18 protein-coding genes are annotated in these 18,867 nt (G+C 57.2%); 15 read left to right on the plus strand and 3 right to left on the minus strand.

The features are described 5' to 3' along the window. The 7 genes from VG146_04080 to thpR all read left to right on the plus strand — a co-directional run. A partial coding sequence (locus VG146_04080; GenBank protein ID HEV2391523.1) for an IS66 family transposase occupies nucleotides 1-213 on the plus strand: 213 nt, incomplete at its 5' end. Between the two features lie 360 nt (nucleotides 214-573). Then, nucleotides 574-849, plus strand: coding sequence for a helix-turn-helix transcriptional regulator (locus VG146_04085; GenBank protein ID HEV2391524.1), 276 nt, complete (start codon nucleotides 574-576; stop codon nucleotides 847-849). Between the two features lie 11 nt (nucleotides 850-860). Next, nucleotides 861-1,157: a helix-turn-helix transcriptional regulator gene (locus VG146_04090; protein HEV2391525.1), complete on the plus strand. Its 297-nt coding sequence runs from the start codon at nucleotides 861-863 to the stop codon at nucleotides 1,155-1,157. Nucleotides 1,158-1,411: 254 nt separating this feature from the next. Then, on the plus strand, nucleotides 1,412-3,352 hold the full coding sequence (locus VG146_04095; GenBank protein ID HEV2391526.1) for a hypothetical protein: 1,941 nt from the start codon (nucleotides 1,412-1,414) through the stop codon (nucleotides 3,350-3,352). 86 nt (nucleotides 3,353-3,438) lie between these two features. After that, nucleotides 3,439-4,140: a PEP-CTERM sorting domain-containing protein gene (locus VG146_04100; protein HEV2391527.1), complete on the plus strand. Its 702-nt coding sequence runs from the start codon at nucleotides 3,439-3,441 to the stop codon at nucleotides 4,138-4,140. Nucleotides 4,141-4,708: 568 nt separating this feature from the next. Next, nucleotides 4,709-5,653, plus strand: coding sequence for an aldo/keto reductase (locus VG146_04105; protein HEV2391528.1), 945 nt, complete (start codon nucleotides 4,709-4,711; stop codon nucleotides 5,651-5,653). 18 nt (nucleotides 5,654-5,671) lie between these two features. Next, entirely contained in the window at nucleotides 5,672-6,253 is a 582-nt protein-coding gene (gene thpR, locus VG146_04110) for an RNA 2',3'-cyclic phosphodiesterase (protein ID HEV2391529.1), read from the plus strand. Between the two features lie 67 nt (nucleotides 6,254-6,320). Here the strand turns inward: thpR and VG146_04115 are convergent, their stop codons facing one another. Further along, entirely contained in the window at nucleotides 6,321-7,205 is an 885-nt protein-coding gene (locus VG146_04115) for a menaquinone biosynthesis protein (protein HEV2391530.1), read from the minus strand. Between the two features lie 4 nt (nucleotides 7,206-7,209). Next, nucleotides 7,210-8,394 carry an aminofutalosine synthase MqnE gene (mqnE, locus tag VG146_04120; GenBank protein HEV2391531.1) on the minus strand — a complete coding sequence of 395 codons (1,185 nt, stop codon included), beginning with the start codon at nucleotides 8,392-8,394 and terminating at the stop codon, nucleotides 7,210-7,212. 137 nt (nucleotides 8,395-8,531) lie between these two features. Here mqnE and rpsU point away from each other — a divergent pair, with 137 nt between their 5' ends. The 8 genes from rpsU (at nucleotide 8,532) to VG146_04160 (ending at nucleotide 17,259) form a co-directional block, all read left to right on the plus strand. Then, a complete protein-coding gene (gene rpsU, locus VG146_04125) occupies nucleotides 8,532-8,729 on the plus strand; it encodes a 30S ribosomal protein S21 (protein ID HEV2391532.1) in 198 nt (65 codons plus the stop codon). Between the two features lie 180 nt (nucleotides 8,730-8,909). Next, nucleotides 8,910-9,824 carry a sugar phosphate isomerase/epimerase gene (locus VG146_04130; protein ID HEV2391533.1) on the plus strand — a complete coding sequence of 305 codons (915 nt, stop codon included), beginning with the start codon at nucleotides 8,910-8,912 and terminating at the stop codon, nucleotides 9,822-9,824. Between the two features lie 47 nt (nucleotides 9,825-9,871). After that, nucleotides 9,872-11,212, plus strand: coding sequence for a CCA tRNA nucleotidyltransferase (locus tag VG146_04135; GenBank protein HEV2391534.1), 1,341 nt, complete (start codon nucleotides 9,872-9,874; stop codon nucleotides 11,210-11,212). Between the two features lie 102 nt (nucleotides 11,213-11,314). Beyond that, nucleotides 11,315-13,144, plus strand: a complete 1,830-nt coding sequence (locus VG146_04140) for a M20/M25/M40 family metallo-hydrolase (GenBank protein HEV2391535.1) — start codon at nucleotides 11,315-11,317, stop codon at nucleotides 13,142-13,144. 217 nt (nucleotides 13,145-13,361) lie between these two features. Then, on the plus strand, nucleotides 13,362-14,549 hold the full coding sequence (locus VG146_04145; protein HEV2391536.1) for a Gfo/Idh/MocA family oxidoreductase: 1,188 nt from the start codon (nucleotides 13,362-13,364) through the stop codon (nucleotides 14,547-14,549). A gap of 367 nt (nucleotides 14,550-14,916) precedes the next feature. Next, the gene (locus VG146_04150) at nucleotides 14,917-15,546 is read left to right on the plus strand and encodes a CsgG/HfaB family protein (GenBank protein HEV2391537.1); all 630 of its coding nucleotides are present in this window, start codon (nucleotides 14,917-14,919) and stop codon (nucleotides 15,544-15,546) included. Nucleotides 15,547-15,664: 118 nt separating this feature from the next. Then, nucleotides 15,665-16,846 carry a hypothetical protein gene (locus VG146_04155; protein HEV2391538.1) on the plus strand — a complete coding sequence of 394 codons (1,182 nt, stop codon included), beginning with the start codon at nucleotides 15,665-15,667 and terminating at the stop codon, nucleotides 16,844-16,846. After that, nucleotides 16,843-17,259, plus strand: a complete 417-nt coding sequence (locus VG146_04160) for a YcfL family protein (GenBank protein HEV2391539.1) — start codon at nucleotides 16,843-16,845, stop codon at nucleotides 17,257-17,259. Before VG146_04155 ends, VG146_04160 begins: the two co-directional genes overlap by 4 nt. 115 nt (nucleotides 17,260-17,374) lie before the next feature. Here VG146_04160 and VG146_04165 read toward each other — a convergent pair whose 3' ends face one another. Beyond that, nucleotides 17,375-18,805: a glycosyltransferase gene (locus VG146_04165; protein ID HEV2391540.1), complete on the minus strand. Its 1,431-nt coding sequence runs from the start codon at nucleotides 18,803-18,805 to the stop codon at nucleotides 17,375-17,377. Nucleotides 18,806-18,867 lie beyond the last annotated feature (62 nt).

Genomic DNA, 18,867 nt, shown 5'->3' on the forward strand with positions numbered 1-18,867 from the left:
TTCACCAACAACGAAGCCGAACGGGCCTTTCGCATGATGAAGGTCCGGCTGAAGATCTCCGGCTGCTTTCGCACCCTCGACGGCGCTCGTCGCCACGCCCGCATCCGCAGCTACATCTCAACTCTCCGCAAACACGGCCTGCCCGTCCTCGAATACCTCCGCCTCGCTCTTGATGGCCGCCCTTTCCTGCCTCAAGGCGCAAAATCGACCTGAGCAGTTACAGAAACTTTACCGACCAGTAATATCCGGCCAATTCATTCCCGTGTGCGGCCTCACTCTCTGAACTCCACTCGGGTGTGACCGCGATTCCCTTCTCGGGGTATTGGGCATCTTGGGTTGAGAACGTGAATTCTGAACCTCCACCGCATCCGGCAAGTAAAGTCAAAGCCAGGCCGATGGGGAGAATTCCGGGTAATGCCTTTAAGGCCGTTCTGGTTTGTTTGCCAACTTCGATATTACCTGTAGATAGTATCATAATCGGCGGACATTGACACGGCGGTGTCGCCCTGTAAACACCAAACCACTTACGAGAGGCGGGTGTTTTCGGTTTTTGGCAGGTGACATGCTGGCACTGTGCCAGACATCCGCACACGGCTAATGACGCGATTACGGGAACTCAGAAAACTTCATGGTCTCAGCCAGGAAAAGTTCTCTGAGATCAGCGGATTCTCCTACAAGTTTTACCAACTGATTGAAATCGGGCGAAAGAATGATTTACGTTTAAGCAGTTTGGAGCGGCTGGCGGAAGCCTACGGAATTGAAGTCCATGAACTGCTCGGACCGGACATGCCGAACACGAAGTTTCCCAAGCGGATAAGGCCAAGGCAGAAGCCGAAATCACGCCGGTAGGAGCATCGCCCGTGCGAGAATCCGCCTCCATCACCTTCAAGAAGCGGTTGCGGGAACTCCGGGAAACCCTTCGCTGGACCCAAAAGAAGGCGGCAAAAACCTGTAAACTCAGCCTTTGCCTTTACCAACTTTACGAACTCGGGATTAAGAAGAATCCCGGCTTGCTGACGCTGGAAAAAATCGCCAAGGGTTTCGGAATTGAGGTTTACGACCTGCTTTTGCTCAAACCGGCAGGGGTTCGGAAACGCTTCAACTCTCCGAAGCCGAAGCGGAAGCAGAGCAGAAGGACACACCGCAATGCGAGATGACGGTATTACCTTTAGTAAATAGTCACTCTTTTGCGGCCTGCATGGCCTGCATTGTCGCGGCGTTTTTTCTGTTGCGTTACTTTCAGATTTCTGCCAATGTTCGGTTTGTGCTGGATTTCCTCGGCACATTTTTGAGGGAGCCGGCACAAGTGCGGACGAACAACTAACAACTTGAAATTATGACCGCCAGAAAAGGAACATTCAGGAGTTTTGCGGCAGGCTCTCCTAAGCCGACTTCAACAACTGTATCCGTTTTGCTGCTCACGCTTTTGGCCGTGCTGGGCGTCGTCACGCCGGGTCGTGCTCAAAGCTTAACACTCGTCACGGACCCACCTCACTTGGGCACCTATTATTCCCTCACCCATCTTTTCCTCACCAATGCTCCGCCGTGGCCACCGCTTCCCATGCTGCCGTTTGATGTGCCGGTTTATTTGCTCAGCAATGATCCAACCAATGGACCGGTTTATGCCTTTGATGATTCTTCGGTGGACTATGACGCTTTGGATTCAATGACCGCGATGACGGCGATGGCACCACTGAATGCGAGTCCCGACAGCCCTGGTCCGCTTTATTCAACCAACGACTTTTACCTGTCAATTCTGCTGGACACGAACAACCCCGGTTACGTTGACCTTGTTTTGCACAACGCCTCCTCGCCTACGACTTTTTATCAGATCCTCACGAATATCAGTATCACTAAACCGTTATCGTGGTATTTTGGTCAAATCGCTCCCGGCGATTCTTCCAGCAACAATCTTTGGTTCAGCATATTGCCATACCTTGTCGCATCCGGCGCACCTACAAATCAATTTTTCCGGGCTGTGAGCGGTTCAGAAGTTGTTTCGGTGAACATTTATCCGTACTTCAATCCAATCATTGAGCCAAGCTCCACGAATCAGACGACGCAACCTGGCTGGTTCGTAATCTCCGTCTACCCCATAAATGCCAATGACGTGACGGTCGTTTACAACCTGAGTGGCAGCGCAGTCAACGGCGTGGATTACACCAACATCCCCACCAGCATCACCATCCCCGCAGGGCAGCAGAATGCAAACGTTTACATTCAGGCTAAATACGACCCGAAGATTGATTTTGATGAGTCTTGCGTGCTGTCACTCGTTTTGACAAACGGCTATCTTGTTGAGCCGAGCGCCCCGTCGGCAACCCTCACTATCAGCGACAATCTCACGAACATGATTCAAGCCGTGCTCACGAACCTGCCAGTGGCCGACTTGGATTATTACTCCCCGTCCAATTCGCTGATTGCCTCGGCTTATTATCCCTATTGGAATGGCGGCACCAACTATTTCGCCCGTATTTGGACTTACTTCACAACCAATAGCGGAACGGTGGCAACCAACGTCGCTATCACCAACTGGTCATACGCAGGCGGTTCGCAGGACGAAGTTAGGCTCACGGTCGTTAAGACCAATTCAAACAGTGTATTTCACCCCGGCGAAACCTTTTTCGCTCCCAACACGAACGGCACGATTGGCTGGATTTCTGCTGACGGTCTCAACTTCTCAAATGCTTGGCTTACCATTACGAATGAATTGAACCCATTTGCTGACATTTATGTGGACCAAACTGGCATTTGGGGTGGCGACCTGCTTGTCGTCTCTGGCCAGAGTGGTGGAATCCCGAATGAGAACATCTGGCGAATCAATACCAACAAGCAAACGACGTTGGTGGCGAGCATTCCGACCTCGCATTTGGAAGGGTTGGTGACGTTGCCGAATAATCCGACGCAATATGGTCCATGGGCAGGAAAACTTCTCACCGCGGATGAAAATGAGGGCCTTTTTTACGCGGTTGACACAAATGGCAATTACCAGTCGTTTGGCTTGGATGTAGGAGGGGACCCAATTCAACCAAGTGCGATGAAGGTCATAGCGGCTGGACAGAACCTTTATTTTAGTGACCCTCGGTCGCAGGTTGACCCGTCAGTTTATCCGCCTCTTGTGCTTAAAATACCGCAACAGTATTTCACCAATTCCATTGGGGACATTCTGGTCACACGGGCAGGGGAAAACGGCCGGGATGCCGCTCTGTTTATTGTGCATTGGGACAATGCAACCGGCACCTTTATCAATCGCAAGATTCCTTATGGCGGGGGCGGAGCACCTTTTTACGGGGAATACATTGAGCATGCGACTTTTGCACCGCTGGACCTTCCTCCGGTATCCCCGCAGTAAAGGTGTGACGATGCGTGAACCTCACGCGAAATGCGTGAGGCTCACGCGTTTTTGGCCGCTAAAATGAGTGATTTTGGCCTTATTTTGTGTTTGGCATTTGCGATGCTGTTCTAATTCTGGCACCGCCGGATTGGCGACAAATCAAAGCAAACAACCGATTAAACAACTTTATGAAAAAAACTCTTTGGCTCTCCCTTATCGGCAGTGTCGTGCTCTCTTTTTCGGTACGGGCTCAAGGAACATTCATCTTTGACCAGCAATCCTCAACAAACGACTCCGGCCTCGCAGTTGGCATCAGATTTCAGGATGGTCAACCGTTCGGCGAATCCTTCGTGCCGTCGCTTCCCTCCATAGACTTCGTGAGGCTTTTCATGTATCCGGGCGGGCCAGAGAGCCCGGATGCGACGGTTTACGTAAATCTGCTCTCTGACTCAATAACTGGTCCGACTCTGGCTTCAACCGCTCCGATTAGTATGCACAATTATTTCAGTGGTTACACTAATTTTTACTTCTCGTCGGCTGTCTCGCTTGTTTCCGGCACAACTTACTATCTTCAACCCGTTGCCTCAGCAGGTGACCCGCTCACGAGCATAGGGGCTGGCTATACATATCTTAACGGCAGCCTCTTCATTTCAGGCGTTCAGCAGTCGGCTGAGCAACTTTGGTTTCGCGAAGGCGTCGTTGTCCCTGAACCTTCCACAATCGCTCTCGCCGCTCTCGGCCTTACGGCCCTTGTAACGTTCAGGTATCGCCGCCAACAAGTGACCGCCGGTTGGTCCAAGCAATAACGAAGGGCTTCGGGCCGCGACTGAGTTCTGTCACAAGACCGGTGGACAAGGGCCGAAAATGACAGCACTCCGGTCATCCACCAGTTGTCGGACAGGGTGGTAAGGTCACTTCAACTGTCTCCCCAAGTGAGGCCACACGGTCTGGAAATCGGGCGGAAATGGGTCTGGAGGCGGTTTTGACGTAGGGGTAGGGGAATGTTCCATTCACCCGTAAAAATGGGGTCGGAAATGGGTTCCGGCGAAAATAGGTTATTTCGTCTCAATCATTACGAGAATCGTGTCGCCATAACCCGCATTGACTTCCACATCGACCGGGAAGGCATCGATTCCATTGACAGCCGCCGAACAGACCTTGGCCAACATGTATGTATAATGACGAGTCTTGACAAAAGAGCAACGCGGTTTTTTGACCTCCGGCGGGGGTGACTCCGCCGCTTTTCGGATAACGGGATGGGGGCGCCGTCCGTGGAGTTTGGGCACTCTGAGCACGGGAAGCAGCGCGCACCGTCGCAAATTGCCTTTGCGCAAAACCGACGGGAGTCCTAATCTCCGCACGGATTCACACGATATGCAAAATTTACTTCTGGGCGTCAGTTCATTGCGCAGCAGCCGCTTGGCTTACGGCTGCTGGCGCGTGGCAGGGACATGGAATCCGGCAGAAGTGACTGCCGAAAGCCGGGCCGCGGGCCGGCGCGCCATCCTCGCCGCGTATGAAGCGGGTTATACACTGTTCGACAACGCAGACATTTATTGCGGGGGGGAGGCGGAGCGCATCATGGGGTCTGTCCTCCAGGAAGTTTCCGGCATGCGCGAGCGCGTGCTCATCGCTACCAAGGGGGGCATCCGCCCTGCCGGCACGCCGCACCCGGGCGCGCCCCAGCGCTATGACTTTTCCGGCGAGCACCTTCTCTATACGTGCGAGCAATCGCTCAAAAGGCTCGGAATCGAGACGATCGATCTCTACATGTTGCACCGACCCGATTACCTGGCTGACCCGGAGGAAATTGCCAAGGCATTTTCACGGCTCAAATCCGATGGCAAAGTGCGCTATTTCGGTGTGAGCAACTTCCGCCCGACACTGGTCACGGCGCTTCAAGTGGCTTGTCCGATGCCCCTGGTGGCGCACCAGGTCGAGATCAGCCTGGCGAAAATGGATGCGTTCACCGATGGAACGCTCGACCAGTGCCTGATTGAAAAGATCACTCCCATGGCCTGGAGCCCGCTGGCGGCGGGCCTCATCGGTGGCGGTGCCAATCGGCTGCTGGCCTGGCAGAAGAGCTACCAACCAGAACGGTTCCTGCCGGCCATCGATGCGGTGGCCAAGGCTCGCGGCGCCAGCCGAACCACTGTGGCCTTGGCCTGGCTCCTAAAGCACCCCGCCAAAATTCAACCCATCGTCGGCTCAATTAATCCCGAGCGGATTCGGCAAACCGCCCAAGCCGCCGACCTGGAATTGACTCGTGAGGAGTGGTATCAGCTTCTGCTGGCCGCGCGCGGTGAACCACTGCCTTAGCCGTAGCCTTTGATCAAGGTGTGCTTGCCAGACCAGATTTCACCAGAGCCCCTTCGTCTTTTTATCGCCATCCCACTGCCCGAAGAGATTAAAATCGCTCTTGAAAATGTGCAGCGGGAGTTGCGCCACGCGGCGCCTAAAGAGGGTTTGCGTTGGACCACTCGAGACCAACTCCACCTGACCCTGAGATTCCTGGGAAACGTTCAGACCCAGCACGTGGACGCATTAACCCAAGCGCTCCGCAGCGCTTCAGAAACCTATTCTGCGCTCGAATTGCGGTCGCAAGGCCTTGGCGCCTTTCCAAACCGTGGCGCGCCTCGCGTGCTGTGGGCAGCCATAGAGGATAAAACCAAGCAGTTGCCCTCCTTGCAGGCTGCTATTCAATCCGCCACACTTGTTTTCACGAACGAGAAACCGGAGGAGCGATTTGCCGGCCATATCACCTTGGCTCGGGTCAAAAGAATCAAACCTTCGGAGGCTAAGGTTTTGGCCGCCGCTCTGGGGGCAAGGGGGTCGAGGGTTTTTGGAGAATGGACGGCGCGCGAAGTTCACCTCTGCGCAGCGAACTCTCTGCGCAGGGGGCGAAACATACCATCCTGAGCATTTTCATTCTCGGGTGCTAATCGCTCCTGTTGCGGCTCTGCCTCGCCGGGTGTTCCGCGGCTTTTTACACCACGAACCGCGGCTCATAAGTCGCGGCCGCGCCATGCTTGCGCAGCAGTTGGATAAAACGCTCCAGTCCGCGCTTTTCATCACTCCCCACATGATAATGAATATGCCAGCCCAGGTAATCCTTGCGGAAATCGTAATCGTACTCAGTGCGTTCGCGAATGATGATGTCCAGAGTGTCCAATCCGAAATCGCGCGCCTCGCGTAATTGGCGGCGCAGCGTTGAATTCTCGACCCCGCGGCGCAACGCCCAAACCGCATAGACAAACGGCAGCCGGGTCAGCTCGTACCATGCGGCGCCCAGGTCCCATATTTCGTGCTGGCGTGGCCCCAGGAGCAAGTCCAGTGCTCTGTCCCCAATTAACAGCGCGTAATCCGGCAGGGCGGCAAAATCGTAGCTCGGCAGCGGCTTGAACTCCGGTTTCAACCCGTGTTCGGCCAGCAGGACGCGCAGCAACTCGATGCTGGTGAGCGAGGCGGTATCGCAAAAAATCTCACGCGCCTCTTCGATGGGGCGCCGGTGCGCTAAGATCACGCTTTTGACCTCTCCCAGCGAGGCAATGCCGATCCCATCCAGGATGTCGTAACGGTCGTTGAACAACACCTCGACCACACTGACCAGCGCCGCGTCCAATTCATCCCGCTGCAGCATTTGGGCCAGCATCGATGGGGTAGTGAATACCACCTGGTCCTCGATGCCGCGCGTCAGCGGCACGGCGTTGAGATAGCCCACCGACCCAACGCGAAACGGGGCCAGCGACTGTTCGAGGCTGGATTCGCGCTGCAAATTAGCCGCCCGTTTCTCACGCTCAGCCCGGTGGGCCAGTGCCTCAACGGGTTCCTGGGGGGCCATGCGTAGTTTCTGCGGTTGGTGATTGTACATGGGCCTAGGCCGTAGCCAGGTTCTGTTCGAGGAGAGCCGAGGCTGTGCCGTTGGTCTCGTTCACCGTTGCAGCGGCAGGAGCCGGGCCGTCCCATTCTTTAATCGGCTCGTAAAAGGTGTTTCGCTGCACGGGAACCCTGCCGGCCTCCCGAATCGCTTTAATCATGTCGGCCTCGGTCTGTACTTGGGGCGACTTTGCGCCTGCCATATGAAAAATATGCTCTTCGAGAATGGTCCCGTGGAGGTCGTCGGCCCCGTAACTCAGGGCCACCTGGGCCAGCTTAAGGCCAAATGCCACCCAGTAGGCCGTGATATGGTCGAAATTATCCAGGTAAATCCGGCTCACTGCCACCGTGCGCAAGGTGTCGAAACCTGTCGGCGGATGCGAGACCGGGATGTCGTTGTTTTCCGGGTGATACGGCAGGGGAACAAACCCCACAAAGCCTCGCGTCTCATCCTGGAGTTCGCGCAATTGCCGCAAATGATCAACTCGGTCTGCCGGCGATTCGATATGCCCGTATAACATCGTGCAAGTGCTCCGTCCGCCCAGCCGGTGCCAGGTCCGATGCACATCCAGGTATTCCTCCGCCGATTCTTTGCCACGGGCGATTGCCGAGCGTATCTCCTTGCGGAAAATCTCCGCCCCGCCCCCGGTGAGCGATTGCAGGCCAGCCTCCTTCAACTCGCGCAGGGTTTCTTCGAGTGATTTTTTAGCCAGCCACGCCAGGTGGAGTATCTCGATGGCGGTGAAGCATTTGAGTTGCAGGCGCGGGTCCAGCGCGCGCAGAGCCTTGAGCAAATCGGTGTAATAGCTGAACGGCAGTGAAGGGTGTAATCCCCCGACGATGTGCAGTTCGGTGATGCCCAGGTGCAGCGCTTCGCGCGCTTTCTGAACGATCTCCTCGACCGTAAACTGGAATCCGTCCGCATCCCGTTTCTTGCGCGCAAACGCGCAGAATTGGCAGCTTAGGATGCAGTAATTGGAATAATTGATGTAACGGTTAATGATATAACTGGCCCGGTTGCCTGATTTCCGCTGCCGCGCCAGGTCCGCGATGGCGCCGAGCCCGTTGAGGTCCTTGCTCGCGAAAAGCCGCAGCGCCTCCGAATCGGTTATCCGTTCTCCGGCAGCCACCTTCTGGTAAATATCCCGCAATTCGCCGTGTTGGACAAAAAAATGCACTCCCATAGGAATACCAGATGTGGCGTGTTTTGCCAATTGACAATAGCGCCCGGGAAAATAACCTGTTTCGCCTGACTAAAGTGGGGTGCGGCCATCCAGGCAAGGGCGCATTCCCAAAGTCGCTGGAGAGGATGTGAACGAGTTTGACTGAAATTAAACTGAAGAAAGGCGAACCCGTAGAAAGAGCCCTGCGCCGGTTGAAGAAGACGATCGACAGGGAAGGGACATTGAAGGTTGTGCGTGATCATCGCCATTTCGAAAAGCCAAGCGAAAGGCGCCGGCGCAAGGAAAAAGCGGCCCGGTTTTCTGCCATGCTCACCGCGCGCTACGCCGATTTATAACGCCATTCCAGGGCGGGTGCGGTTTTGGAACCGCTTCCCGCCTTTCAAGATGATGGCGTTGACTCGCCCTGGCTCTGGTGAGGCAAGCCCGGGACCTGTTACACACCCATTTGCGGTGGGCTGGAGCGGGTACTCGTGGAAATTGGTGGCATTCGTGTCACGCCCAGAAACTCAAAAAACATGTATTCTCTCTCCAGTTGTTGGAACTCACACCGGCACAGTGATGGCCGGGCGATGCTGCGCGAAATCCGGGAGTTGGGCTTCGAATACGCCGAGCTGAGTCACGGCACTCGCATTAGCCTGTTGCCGGGCATTCTTGAGGCGGTGGATGCCGGGGAAATCCGTATTTCCAGTTTGCACAATTTTTGCCCGCTTCCCATGGGGGTCAATAACTCCGCCCCCAATCTGTATCAGTTCTCCGCCGAACGGCCTCGGGAACGGGAGTTGGCCCAGCGCTACACGCTCAAGACCTTTGAGCTGGCCGAGCGAGTCCGCGCGCCTGTCGTCGTGCTTCACCTGGGCAGCATCGAGATGAAAGATTACACCCGCAAACTCCTCGACATGGTCGAGCGCGGCGATAAAGAGACTCCGAAGTATGAAAAACTCTGCGCCGAACTGGACGAACGGCGCGAAGCCAAAAAGGAGCCGTTTCTGGAGCGAACGAAGGAGGTATTAAAGGCCTTGCTGCCGGAAGCCAAGGCGCGCGGGATCAAGTTGGGAGCCGAAAACCGGCAAGCGCTCGAAGAGTTGCCGTTTGAAAGCGATTTCCAATTCCTCTTCCGCGAACTCGCCAGCCCGAATCTGGTGTACTGGCATGACACAGGCCATGCGCAAATCAAAGAGAACCTCGGCTTCATCGCCCACCGGATGCATCTCGAGTCTCTGCGCGAGCGTCTCTATGGCTTTCACATTCATGATGTGCAGTTCCCTGGCCGCGACCATTGCGCCCCGGGCTCGGGAACCATCGATTTCGCCGCGCTCAAGCCCTTTGTTAAAAACGAGCACCTCAAAATTTTTGAGTTCAGTCCTTCGCTGACACCAGAGGAAGTCCGGAGCGGCTCCGAACATGTGAAACGGATTTGGGGACAGGACTAGGGCTTGCAGGCCCAGCCCGCAGGCTGAGATGGAAATCAGGAACAGCGATGAGCAGCAAACACATGGATTCATTGCGAGCCCACGCCAAGGCTATCGTGAAGCGATTGCAGGCTCGGGGCTTTGCCGCATTCTGGGTGGGCGGTTCGGTGCGTGATTTCCTGCTCGGACGCGTTCCGGAGGATTACGATATTGCAACCGGCGCCACACCCGCCGAGATTGAGAAGCTCTTCGAGCGCACGATACCTGTGGGACGCAGGTTCGGCGTCGTCGTCGTGATTGAGGGCGGTCACCAGTTTCAAGTGGCCACTTTCCGCGCAGAAGCCGATTACCAGGATGGCCGGCATCCGGAGCAGGTCCGCTTTGGCGACGCCAAGGCCGATGCCCTCCGGCGCGATTTCACCGTGAATGGTCTGTTTTACGATCCGGTGCGGGACAAGCTGCAGGACTGGGTGCAGGGCGAGCCGGACTTGCGGGCGGGCATTATTCGCACGATTGGCTCGCCTGCGGAACGGTTCGCCGAAGATCACTTGCGTTTGTTGCGAGCGGTGCGTTTGGCGGCACAACTGGATTTCCAGATGGACCCCGAAACCATGGCCGCGGTGAAGTCCTTGGCGGGGAGGATTCGCGGGATTAGCGCCGAACGGATTCGCGACGAGTTGGCGCGGCTTTTCAAACCACCTCACGCGGCGCGCGGGCTGGACCTCCTGCGCGAGAGCGGGTTGCTTAACGAGGTCCTGCCGGAACTGGCTGCAACGATCTCCTGCGAGCAATCCCCCGATTTTCACCCCGAAGGCACGGTGTTTGAACACGTGCGCCTGATGCTCTCGAAATTGCCTCTCGGCTCCGACCCATCGCTGCCGTGGGCTGTCATGCTCCATGATATTGCCAAGCCGCTCACCGCAAGTCCGGACCCCCAAACGGGCGGCATTCATTTCTATGGCCATGAAAAACTCGGAGCGGAAATGGCCTCGACTATTTTGGAGCGGCTGCGCTTTCCCCGAAAGCAGATCGAAGCGGTGGTCAAGGCGGTGCGCTCTCACATGCAATTCAAGGACGCGCCGCAGATGCGCAAGGCTACTTTGCGGCGGCTGCTACTGCGGCCCACTTTCTCGCTCGAACTCGAGTTGCATCGGCTCGATTGCCTCGGCTCCCATGGCCGATTAGATGTTTATGAGTTTCTTACAACCGAAGCTGAGGCCCTGGAAAAACAACCCGAAATTCGCCCGCCTCTGCTGAAGGGTGATGATTTAATCGCCCTGGGAATGAAACCCGGCCCTGCCATGGGGGTGTTGCTGGCCGAAATCCGGGAAAAGCAGTTGCAGGACGAACTCAAAACCAAAGCTCAGGCCCGGCAATGGGCCAGAGAGCGTATTGCGCAAATCAAATGAAGCGCTTTTCCGCAAATACAACATGCGCTACAACCGTAAGCTGCCGAGGATTCTCCCTTTCCCCTTCGGGAGTGGAGAGGGCCCGGGGAGAGGGGTCCCTCTATGTGTAATCCATCCCACGGTCTTTCCCGTAAGACCCGTGCGCAGCCCCCCGCCCGGGCACGTCATTCACCCAGCATCATCGAGCAGATTCGCGCCAGCACGAGCGCGCCTGCTTTTGGACGATTTGTAAAATCCCTCCTCATCGAGCTTTGCCAAATCGATACCACACCCAAACCGGAGATAGCGCTCATGCGAGCTGCCGAGGAGAAGTGCTTTCGCGTCATTGAACGAGAATTGCCCAAACTGGGATTCCCTGGCGCGCTGATCGGGAGACGGCCTATCAATCCGGCCATTGAGCGGAATCCCAATTATTCGCTGCTTCACTTTACCAAGACAGCCCGGCGTCCAGAAGGCCTTTCGCCGCAGGAGGTGTATGCCGGTCGAAATAATCTCATTTTCCAAATCCCAGGCAGTGCTCATCGCCAAGCTGGACTATCGATTGCCCTGAATGCTCACATCGATGTCGTAGCGCCTTACTTCCCACCCCGGTCCAAAGGCAGCGTGGTGTATGGCCGGGGCGCCTGTGACGACAAAGGGCCGGTGGTTGGTATTATCGCGGCGCTCAAGGTGCTCGCCAAAGTCATGCCCCAAAGTGGACTGAACCGTAACCTGTTGGCGATGTTCGTGGTTGAGGAGGAAACTGGCGGAAACGGTTCGCTCTCGCTGGCTCTGGATTCCCAATTGAAAAAGCTCTATGACAGCGTCGTGGTCTGCGAATGCACCGGACTCAGGGTTCACCCCGCGAATCGCGGCGCGGTCTGGTATCGCGCCGAACTCCAACCGCTCGCTGGAGTCTCGACTTTCGAGATGTTCGCCTTTGTTAATGAAGAGATGGAAAAAGAGGGAGCCGCCATCCGTGCCGAGAGCCGCCACGTGCTCTTCCCCCAGCGGCCCGTGCAGACCTGCCATGGAATGGTCGGCCCGTTTGGCGAGCACCCCAGCCGCATCTGCGGCGAAGTCAGTTTTCGCATCGAATTCGGCCAGCCGCCTGAGGCCGAAATTGCGGCTTTGGTTGGGGACTGCCTCGATGCGGGTTTGGCCAATTACATTGGGCTTTATGGGGACAAGACCAAAGTGCTCGATCCCGCAACGCGCGAGCCAATGGTGGCGCGCCATTACGATATTCAAACGACCAGCAGAGGGTTTCGAGTCATGGTACACGGCGCCGCAGGGCACATGGGGTCCATTCGTGAACGGGACGGCGCCGTTACGAAGATGGCCCACCTCGTGCGCAGCCTCGTCTATTCCAGGCCCCGGCTCGAGTGTTTGGCGGGCGCCAGCCTGCACCTGGCCCTGGACATTTCTGGCGCATCCAAGGCGAACTCAGGAGTTGAGCGCACCCAGGCAGGTCGTGCTCCTGGCGGGTTGGTGCTCGAAGGCGGCCAGGGCTTCGTGCCGACTCACAGCATGGAAGAGGTCATGACCCGAATGAGGCAGGCGGCTCAACGCGGGGCTGAAACATACCTCCGCCGCCTTGGGCGCAGCGAACGCGGCGAAGACGCCGTCGAAGTCGTCTATGAAAAACTGCACAATGCCGCTTTTGACGGCGACCCGAACTCGCCCTCGATGCGCACGGCCCTGAGCGCAGCCCGGGCCTGCCGCCTCCCAGCCAGTGAACCGGTCCTGGGCTGGACCGTCTCCTGCGACGCCCGCCTCTTCGCCACACAATACCCCTCGCTCCCGGTCCTGACGTTCGGGCCCGGGCAACTGGTTCATGCTCATTCCGACCACGAACAAATTGCGCTCGATGAAATCCGGACAGCGGCGGAATTCCTCGCCCTGTTTGTCTTGCATCAAACAGGCACCTTTTCCAATGAGCCTTCAAGATGAGACTACTGAGGAGTCCCTAACATGAACTATACCTTTAATCTGCATTGGTGCAAAACACTCCACAGTTGTTTCTTTAGAAGGGCGCACCGCGTAGCGGTGCCGTGCCGGTAGCCGTGGGCCTCGGCCCACGGAAGAGCCAACAAATCGAGGTTGCGTCGCGTAGCGACGCTTGATTAGCCTGCCCCGCCTAACGGGAATCAGACACCCCTAAAAGATTATGGCCAACACCTTCACCAAACTCCGCCTTGGAATCATCGGCGCCGGGTCCGTGGTGCGCGAGATTTACCAGTTCCTCTACTTTCGCAGCCGGTACTCGGGGTTGCTGGACATCTGCGGCGTCGCCGACCCTAACGCCGATTGCCGGAATTGGTTTGGGGACCTGGCGGGATTGCCTGCCGCGCGCCGGTTTGCCTCGTTTGAAGAACTCATCGCCCGGGTGGAATTGGATGCCGTCCAGGTGAACACGCCGGACCATCTGCATCGTGCCCCCGCTGTCGCGGCAATGAACGCAGGGCTGGATGTCGTCGTGCCCAAGCCGGCTGCGGCTTGTGTGGCCGACGTCCAGGCCATGCTTCAGGCTGCGAGAAAAAATCAACGCTTCCTTGGAGTCGATTTCCACAAGCGCCAGGACCCCCGCATTAGGGAGGCCGGGGCCCGTTTTGAGAGTGGACGCTATGGGGTTTTCCAGAGTGCTGTCTTCTACATGCTCGATAAGCTGCTTGTGGCCGACCCAAACCATACCCATCGATTTTTTGCCTCCCCCGATTTTGTCGAAAAGAACACGCCCATATCATTCCTGACGGTCCACATGTCCGATGCCCTGATGCAGATCATTAAGCTCAAACCGGTTCAGGCGCGCGCCACCGGTTACGCGCACAAATTACCTTCGCTCAAACCCCGCGCAGTCGCCGGTTATGACCTGGTCGATACGGAAATTGTGTTCGAAAATGGCGGGCTGGCGCACATCATCACGGGCTGGGCTTTGCCAAACACTGCCTGGTCCACCACGGTCCAGTCTGGCCGCATCATCGGCTCGGAAGGGATGATCGATTTAGGCCTCGACACCCCCGGGTTGCGCGAGGTCCACAGCGACGGCCTTTCCGAACTCAACCCGCTGTTCCGGAATTTTGAAACAGGCAATACTGTCTCCGGTTACGGGATTAGCAACCCAGGCCATTTATACGAGCAACTCCTTTCCTGGCGCAACGGCACGATGAGCGAGGCCAAGCGCAATGAAGCCCTGGACCCGATGACGCTGGGCTTTTATACAACGCTGGTGTTGGAAGCCGCCGAGTTGAGCCTGGCAACGGGCAAAAAACTGCCCGGCGGCGCTACTCTGGGACCTGCTGTCGATTTGCAGGAGTTAGCGGTTCAACAACTGGGATCGGAAGCAGGGTTGATATGAGAATTGGCAAAGGGATTGATTCTCCTGGAATTGATTCTCCTTGCGTTCTTTGAGTTCTCTTGCGGCCCATCTGGAAGTAGCCGCAAAGGAACGCAGGGAACGCAAAGACCCGGAGCCGCATCCTGGCGGCTGAGGTAATGCCTCAGTGACTACGGGGCTGCCGGCTGAAGCCGGCGTTCCGCACGCGCGGAACGCCGCCTTTAGGCGGCAGCGCCCGCCGTCACTAACCGATTACCGGCTGAGGACATTTTCGGTTGCGGCACGGTGGGTGCTGCATAAAATGGCAGGCGCGATGGTCTGGCCGGCGAATAAAGCCGGCCTGGAAACGTCGAAGTCTGTTGAGTGGTGAACCACGTAAAGAAAATTTATGAAGCTAATGAACCGCCAAAATCCGCTGGCTGCCCTTGCGCTGGCCGGCCTGTTGACCGGCTGTGCCTCGACAGGAGTCAAAAACCCTTCCGGCGTGCCCGTAACTCAAATGCGTCCCGATGAACAGGGGTTCGTTGCCGGGACCGGCGTCGAATCGCAAGACCTCGTCGCTGTGACGGACAAGATGTCGCGCAGCATTCTCTCGACCCCGCAAATCATGAATGCGCAGGGGACGCCTCGCGTCATTCTCGATCCGGTCGAGAACGCCACCCGGTTTCCTATCAACAAAGACATCTTCCTCGATCGCATCCGGGCCGAATTGAACAGCCGTGCGCGGGGCAAAGTGATCTTTCTGGCGCGCGAGCGCATGGCGGCCCTCGAACGCGAGCGGCAGTTGAAGCTCTCCGGGCAGGTCACGGCCAGCGCCGACCCGCGCGTGGTCGAATTCAAAGGCGCCGACTTTATCCTCACCGGCAAGCTCTCGGGCCTGACCACCCGGACCAGCGCCGGCACCAGCGATTATATCCTCTACACGTTCCAGCTTATTGACGCCAGAACCACCGATATCATTTGGGAGGATTCATCGGAAATTAAGAAGCAGGGCCTTGAGGATGCCGCTTACCGGTAGCCCCGTGGAAAACAAAGTCCCCTCCATGGACCCAATGTTTCATTCACGAAAGCTCACGCGACGGCTATGGCGGTGCGCTCACCAGTTTGGCGCGAGGGAGCGCCCAACTGCGCATGGGGTGGGCGCGCTCCCCATGGTCTGGCTTTGTGTTGGCTTGCTGGCGGGGGGTTGCGCCAGCACACCGCCCGCCAAACCTGTGGTGCTAACCGGCAACATCATGGTCGATGGTCCAAACGCTATCGCCAACGGACCGGCTCGGGACAAAGTCCTCTGGGAATATCGCCTGGCGGCTGCAGCCATGCGGCAGGGCCAGTTCGCCCTGGCCAAACAGAACCTTGACGATGCGCTGACAACCCTTCAAGGCATTTACGGGCCCGACCCCAATGCGCGCAAGGCGCGCGGTTATTTTCATGCCGAATCCAAAAAGACCTTCATCGGCGAACCCTATGAGCGCTCGATGGCTTACATCTATCGGGGCATTCTCTACTGGATGGACGGCCAACCGGACAACGCCCGCGCCTGCTTTCGCAGCGCGGAGGTCGAGGACAGCGACACCGAGGAGCACAAATACGCAGGCGATTGGGTCTTGCCCGATTACCTGGATGGCTTCGCCACACTCAAGCTGGGCGAGGACGGGTCGGATGCCTTCAAACGCGCGCAGGCCGACGCGCATGGCGTGAAGCTCCCACCTTACAACCCCGGGGCTAATGTCCTTTTCTTTTTTGAGTTCGGACCCGGTCCGACCAAATACGCCACGGGCCAGTATGCGCAGGAACTCCGGTTCCGCGTGAGGTCCTCTCCGGTCAATGCCGCCGAGTTCTTTGTCGATTCCAACAAGTTTTCTGCTGCCCCTACTGATGATGTCTGGTTTCAAGCCAGCACGCGAGGGGGGCGAGTAATGGATCACATCCTCGGCAACAAAGCGGTTTTCAAATCCGCTACCGACATCGCGGGCGACGTGGCCATCGGCGCGGGCCTGGGGACCGCCGTAATGAGCCGCGATAGCACAGCGGAGGAAGTTGGTTTGGGCGTGGCCCTCGTCGGCGCCCTGACTAAAGTGGTTTCCGCCGCCACGATACCGGAGGCCGACACCCGCTCCTGGGACAACCTCCCGCGTTACCTGAGCTTCGCTTGCATGTCGCTCCCGCCCGGCCCGCACACCCTCACTGTCGAATTTCAGGATGCCGCCGGCCTGACCCTGCCGCAGTTGACAAAGACGATTAGTTTCGCCGTGCCCGAGGACGGGAAGGACAAAGTCATTTTTGTCAGTGATCAATCCATAACACCTCAAAAGATATGAAAAAGAATCTGCTTGCTTTGGGCCTGCTCGCCCCGGGCTTGGCCTTGTTGAGCGGGTGCGCCCATGACACGGGCGCATTCCGCCCGCAAAACGCCACGGTCAACAACCTCGAAGATAGCTCCCGGTTTGTCCTGCTGGACAGAGGAGCCCAGTACTCAGTTACTTGTGTGGACCTTCAGGAGTCGCGCCTTTCGGATGGGCGGATGCAAGTGGCGGCCAACCTGCGCAATCGCGAGAACCGCCGCATCCAGGTCCAGGCCAATTGCGTCTTCAAAGATGCCCAGGGATTCGTCGTCGATGATACACCGTTCCAAAATGTGTTTCTGGATGAAAACGCCCAGGAAGGCGTGAAGTTTGTCTCCGCCAACGACAAGGCCCTGCGCTATACCATTCGCGTGCGCCAGGCCCGGTAGCAACGGCCAGGCCCCCGACTCACCGTCCGCGCGAAGCGTCTTGGACTGCGGCAGCCCTCTGCCGCTTTTGGATGTCCTTTCATTCTGACCCCGCCCCCCCAATTCGGTTACGGGATCAGCGGAATTTTAGTTTCCGTGCTGCCAGGAGCACCATGCGCAGAAGCAACCAACCATGTTGCCAGCGTCTAATATTCGTTTCTCCGTACGTGCGCGCGGCGTAACGGACCGGCACATCCGCTATGCGCAGGTTTAATCTTGCCGCGCCAAAGAGCAGGTCGAAATCGCCGAACGGGTCCAAATCACCGAAACACTCCCGCCCTTTTGCAATACTTTCGTAGCTCCGCCGCCAAAGCACCTTCGTGCCGCATAAGGTGTCCTTGATCCTCTGCCCCAGCAGCCAGCTAAACGCGAGGCCGAAGAGTTTGTTGGCTATCATGTTCAAAAACCGCATCGCCTCCTGTTGCATCGGATAGACCAGGCGCGCGCCATTGGCGAACTCGGCGCTCCCCTTGCGCATGATTTCGTAGAATTTAGGCAGCTCCTCGGGCGCCACGGTTAAATCGCCGTCGAGAATGAACAGAAGCTCACCCGTCGCGGCGCTGAAGCCCTCCCGCACGGCGTCGCCTTTACCTCGGCCCTGTTGTTGCAGCGCTTTGATTCCGGCCTCTGGATACGCGCGCGCTACTCTTTGGATTTCTGACCAGGTGTCGTCGCTTGAGTGCCCTTCGACAAAAATCAGTTCCGTCTCGAGACCCAAGCGAGGTGTGCGCTGGACCACAGCCTCAATATTACCGGCCTCGTTGCGAACGGGAACGACAACCGAGCAACGATGCTGCTGCTCTTGAGGAGCGGCTGTTTTGGGCCGCGCGACGATGAAAATGGTCAGGCAAAGGTGCGAGAGTATTGGCGCGAGCCATCGATTGAGAAGGTTGCCAATTACGGGCGTATTGATTGGCCAGAGGATTCGCTGTTCAACCTTAACCGTCTCCCAGCCGGTGAGCTGAAGGAGATTCACCACGTCATCCGTCGAGAGCCAGTTCTGCGGCGGACTGGGGGCTTTTCCTCCGCATATTTCCGCCATGCCTAAAAACGGCCGCCAAAGAGTATTCAGAAAGTTTAGAACCAGGCGGGTGTCGCTGTGTGCCATGGACTGGAGCTTTTCGAAGACGTTTTGCACGTCCGCCAGATCATTGATGAGGTCAGACAGCAAGATATAGTCGAACTTTTCCTCGATGCCCCTGCCGCCGGCATCTCCCACATGGAATTCAATTTCCGGATGGCGTTGCCGTGCCAAGGCGATGGTTTTGCCGCTGAAATCGATTCCGACACCGCGCACGGGTCTGACCGCCGCGAGCAAATCGCCCAGTCCGCACCCAATCTCAAGGGCTTTAGCTCCTGGCGGCACCAGGAAGCAATAACGTTCCCGTAGCAGCCGGTGATAAAACCGATTGCTTTCGTAGCTTCGGGAACCCACACGCTCCTCGTAAAAAGCGCTGCGCTCCAGCCAACCGGCAATGGCTGACGCTTGTGGAAGAGGCGTTTCCATAGCTGTCAAATTTCCCCGATGCAGTCGGCCATTCGACGCGGAATAAACCCAGGGAACCACCT

It is taken from the genome of Verrucomicrobiia bacterium (genome assembly GCA_035946615.1).
GTDB lineage: Bacteria > Verrucomicrobiota > Verrucomicrobiia > Limisphaerales > UBA8199 > DASYZB01.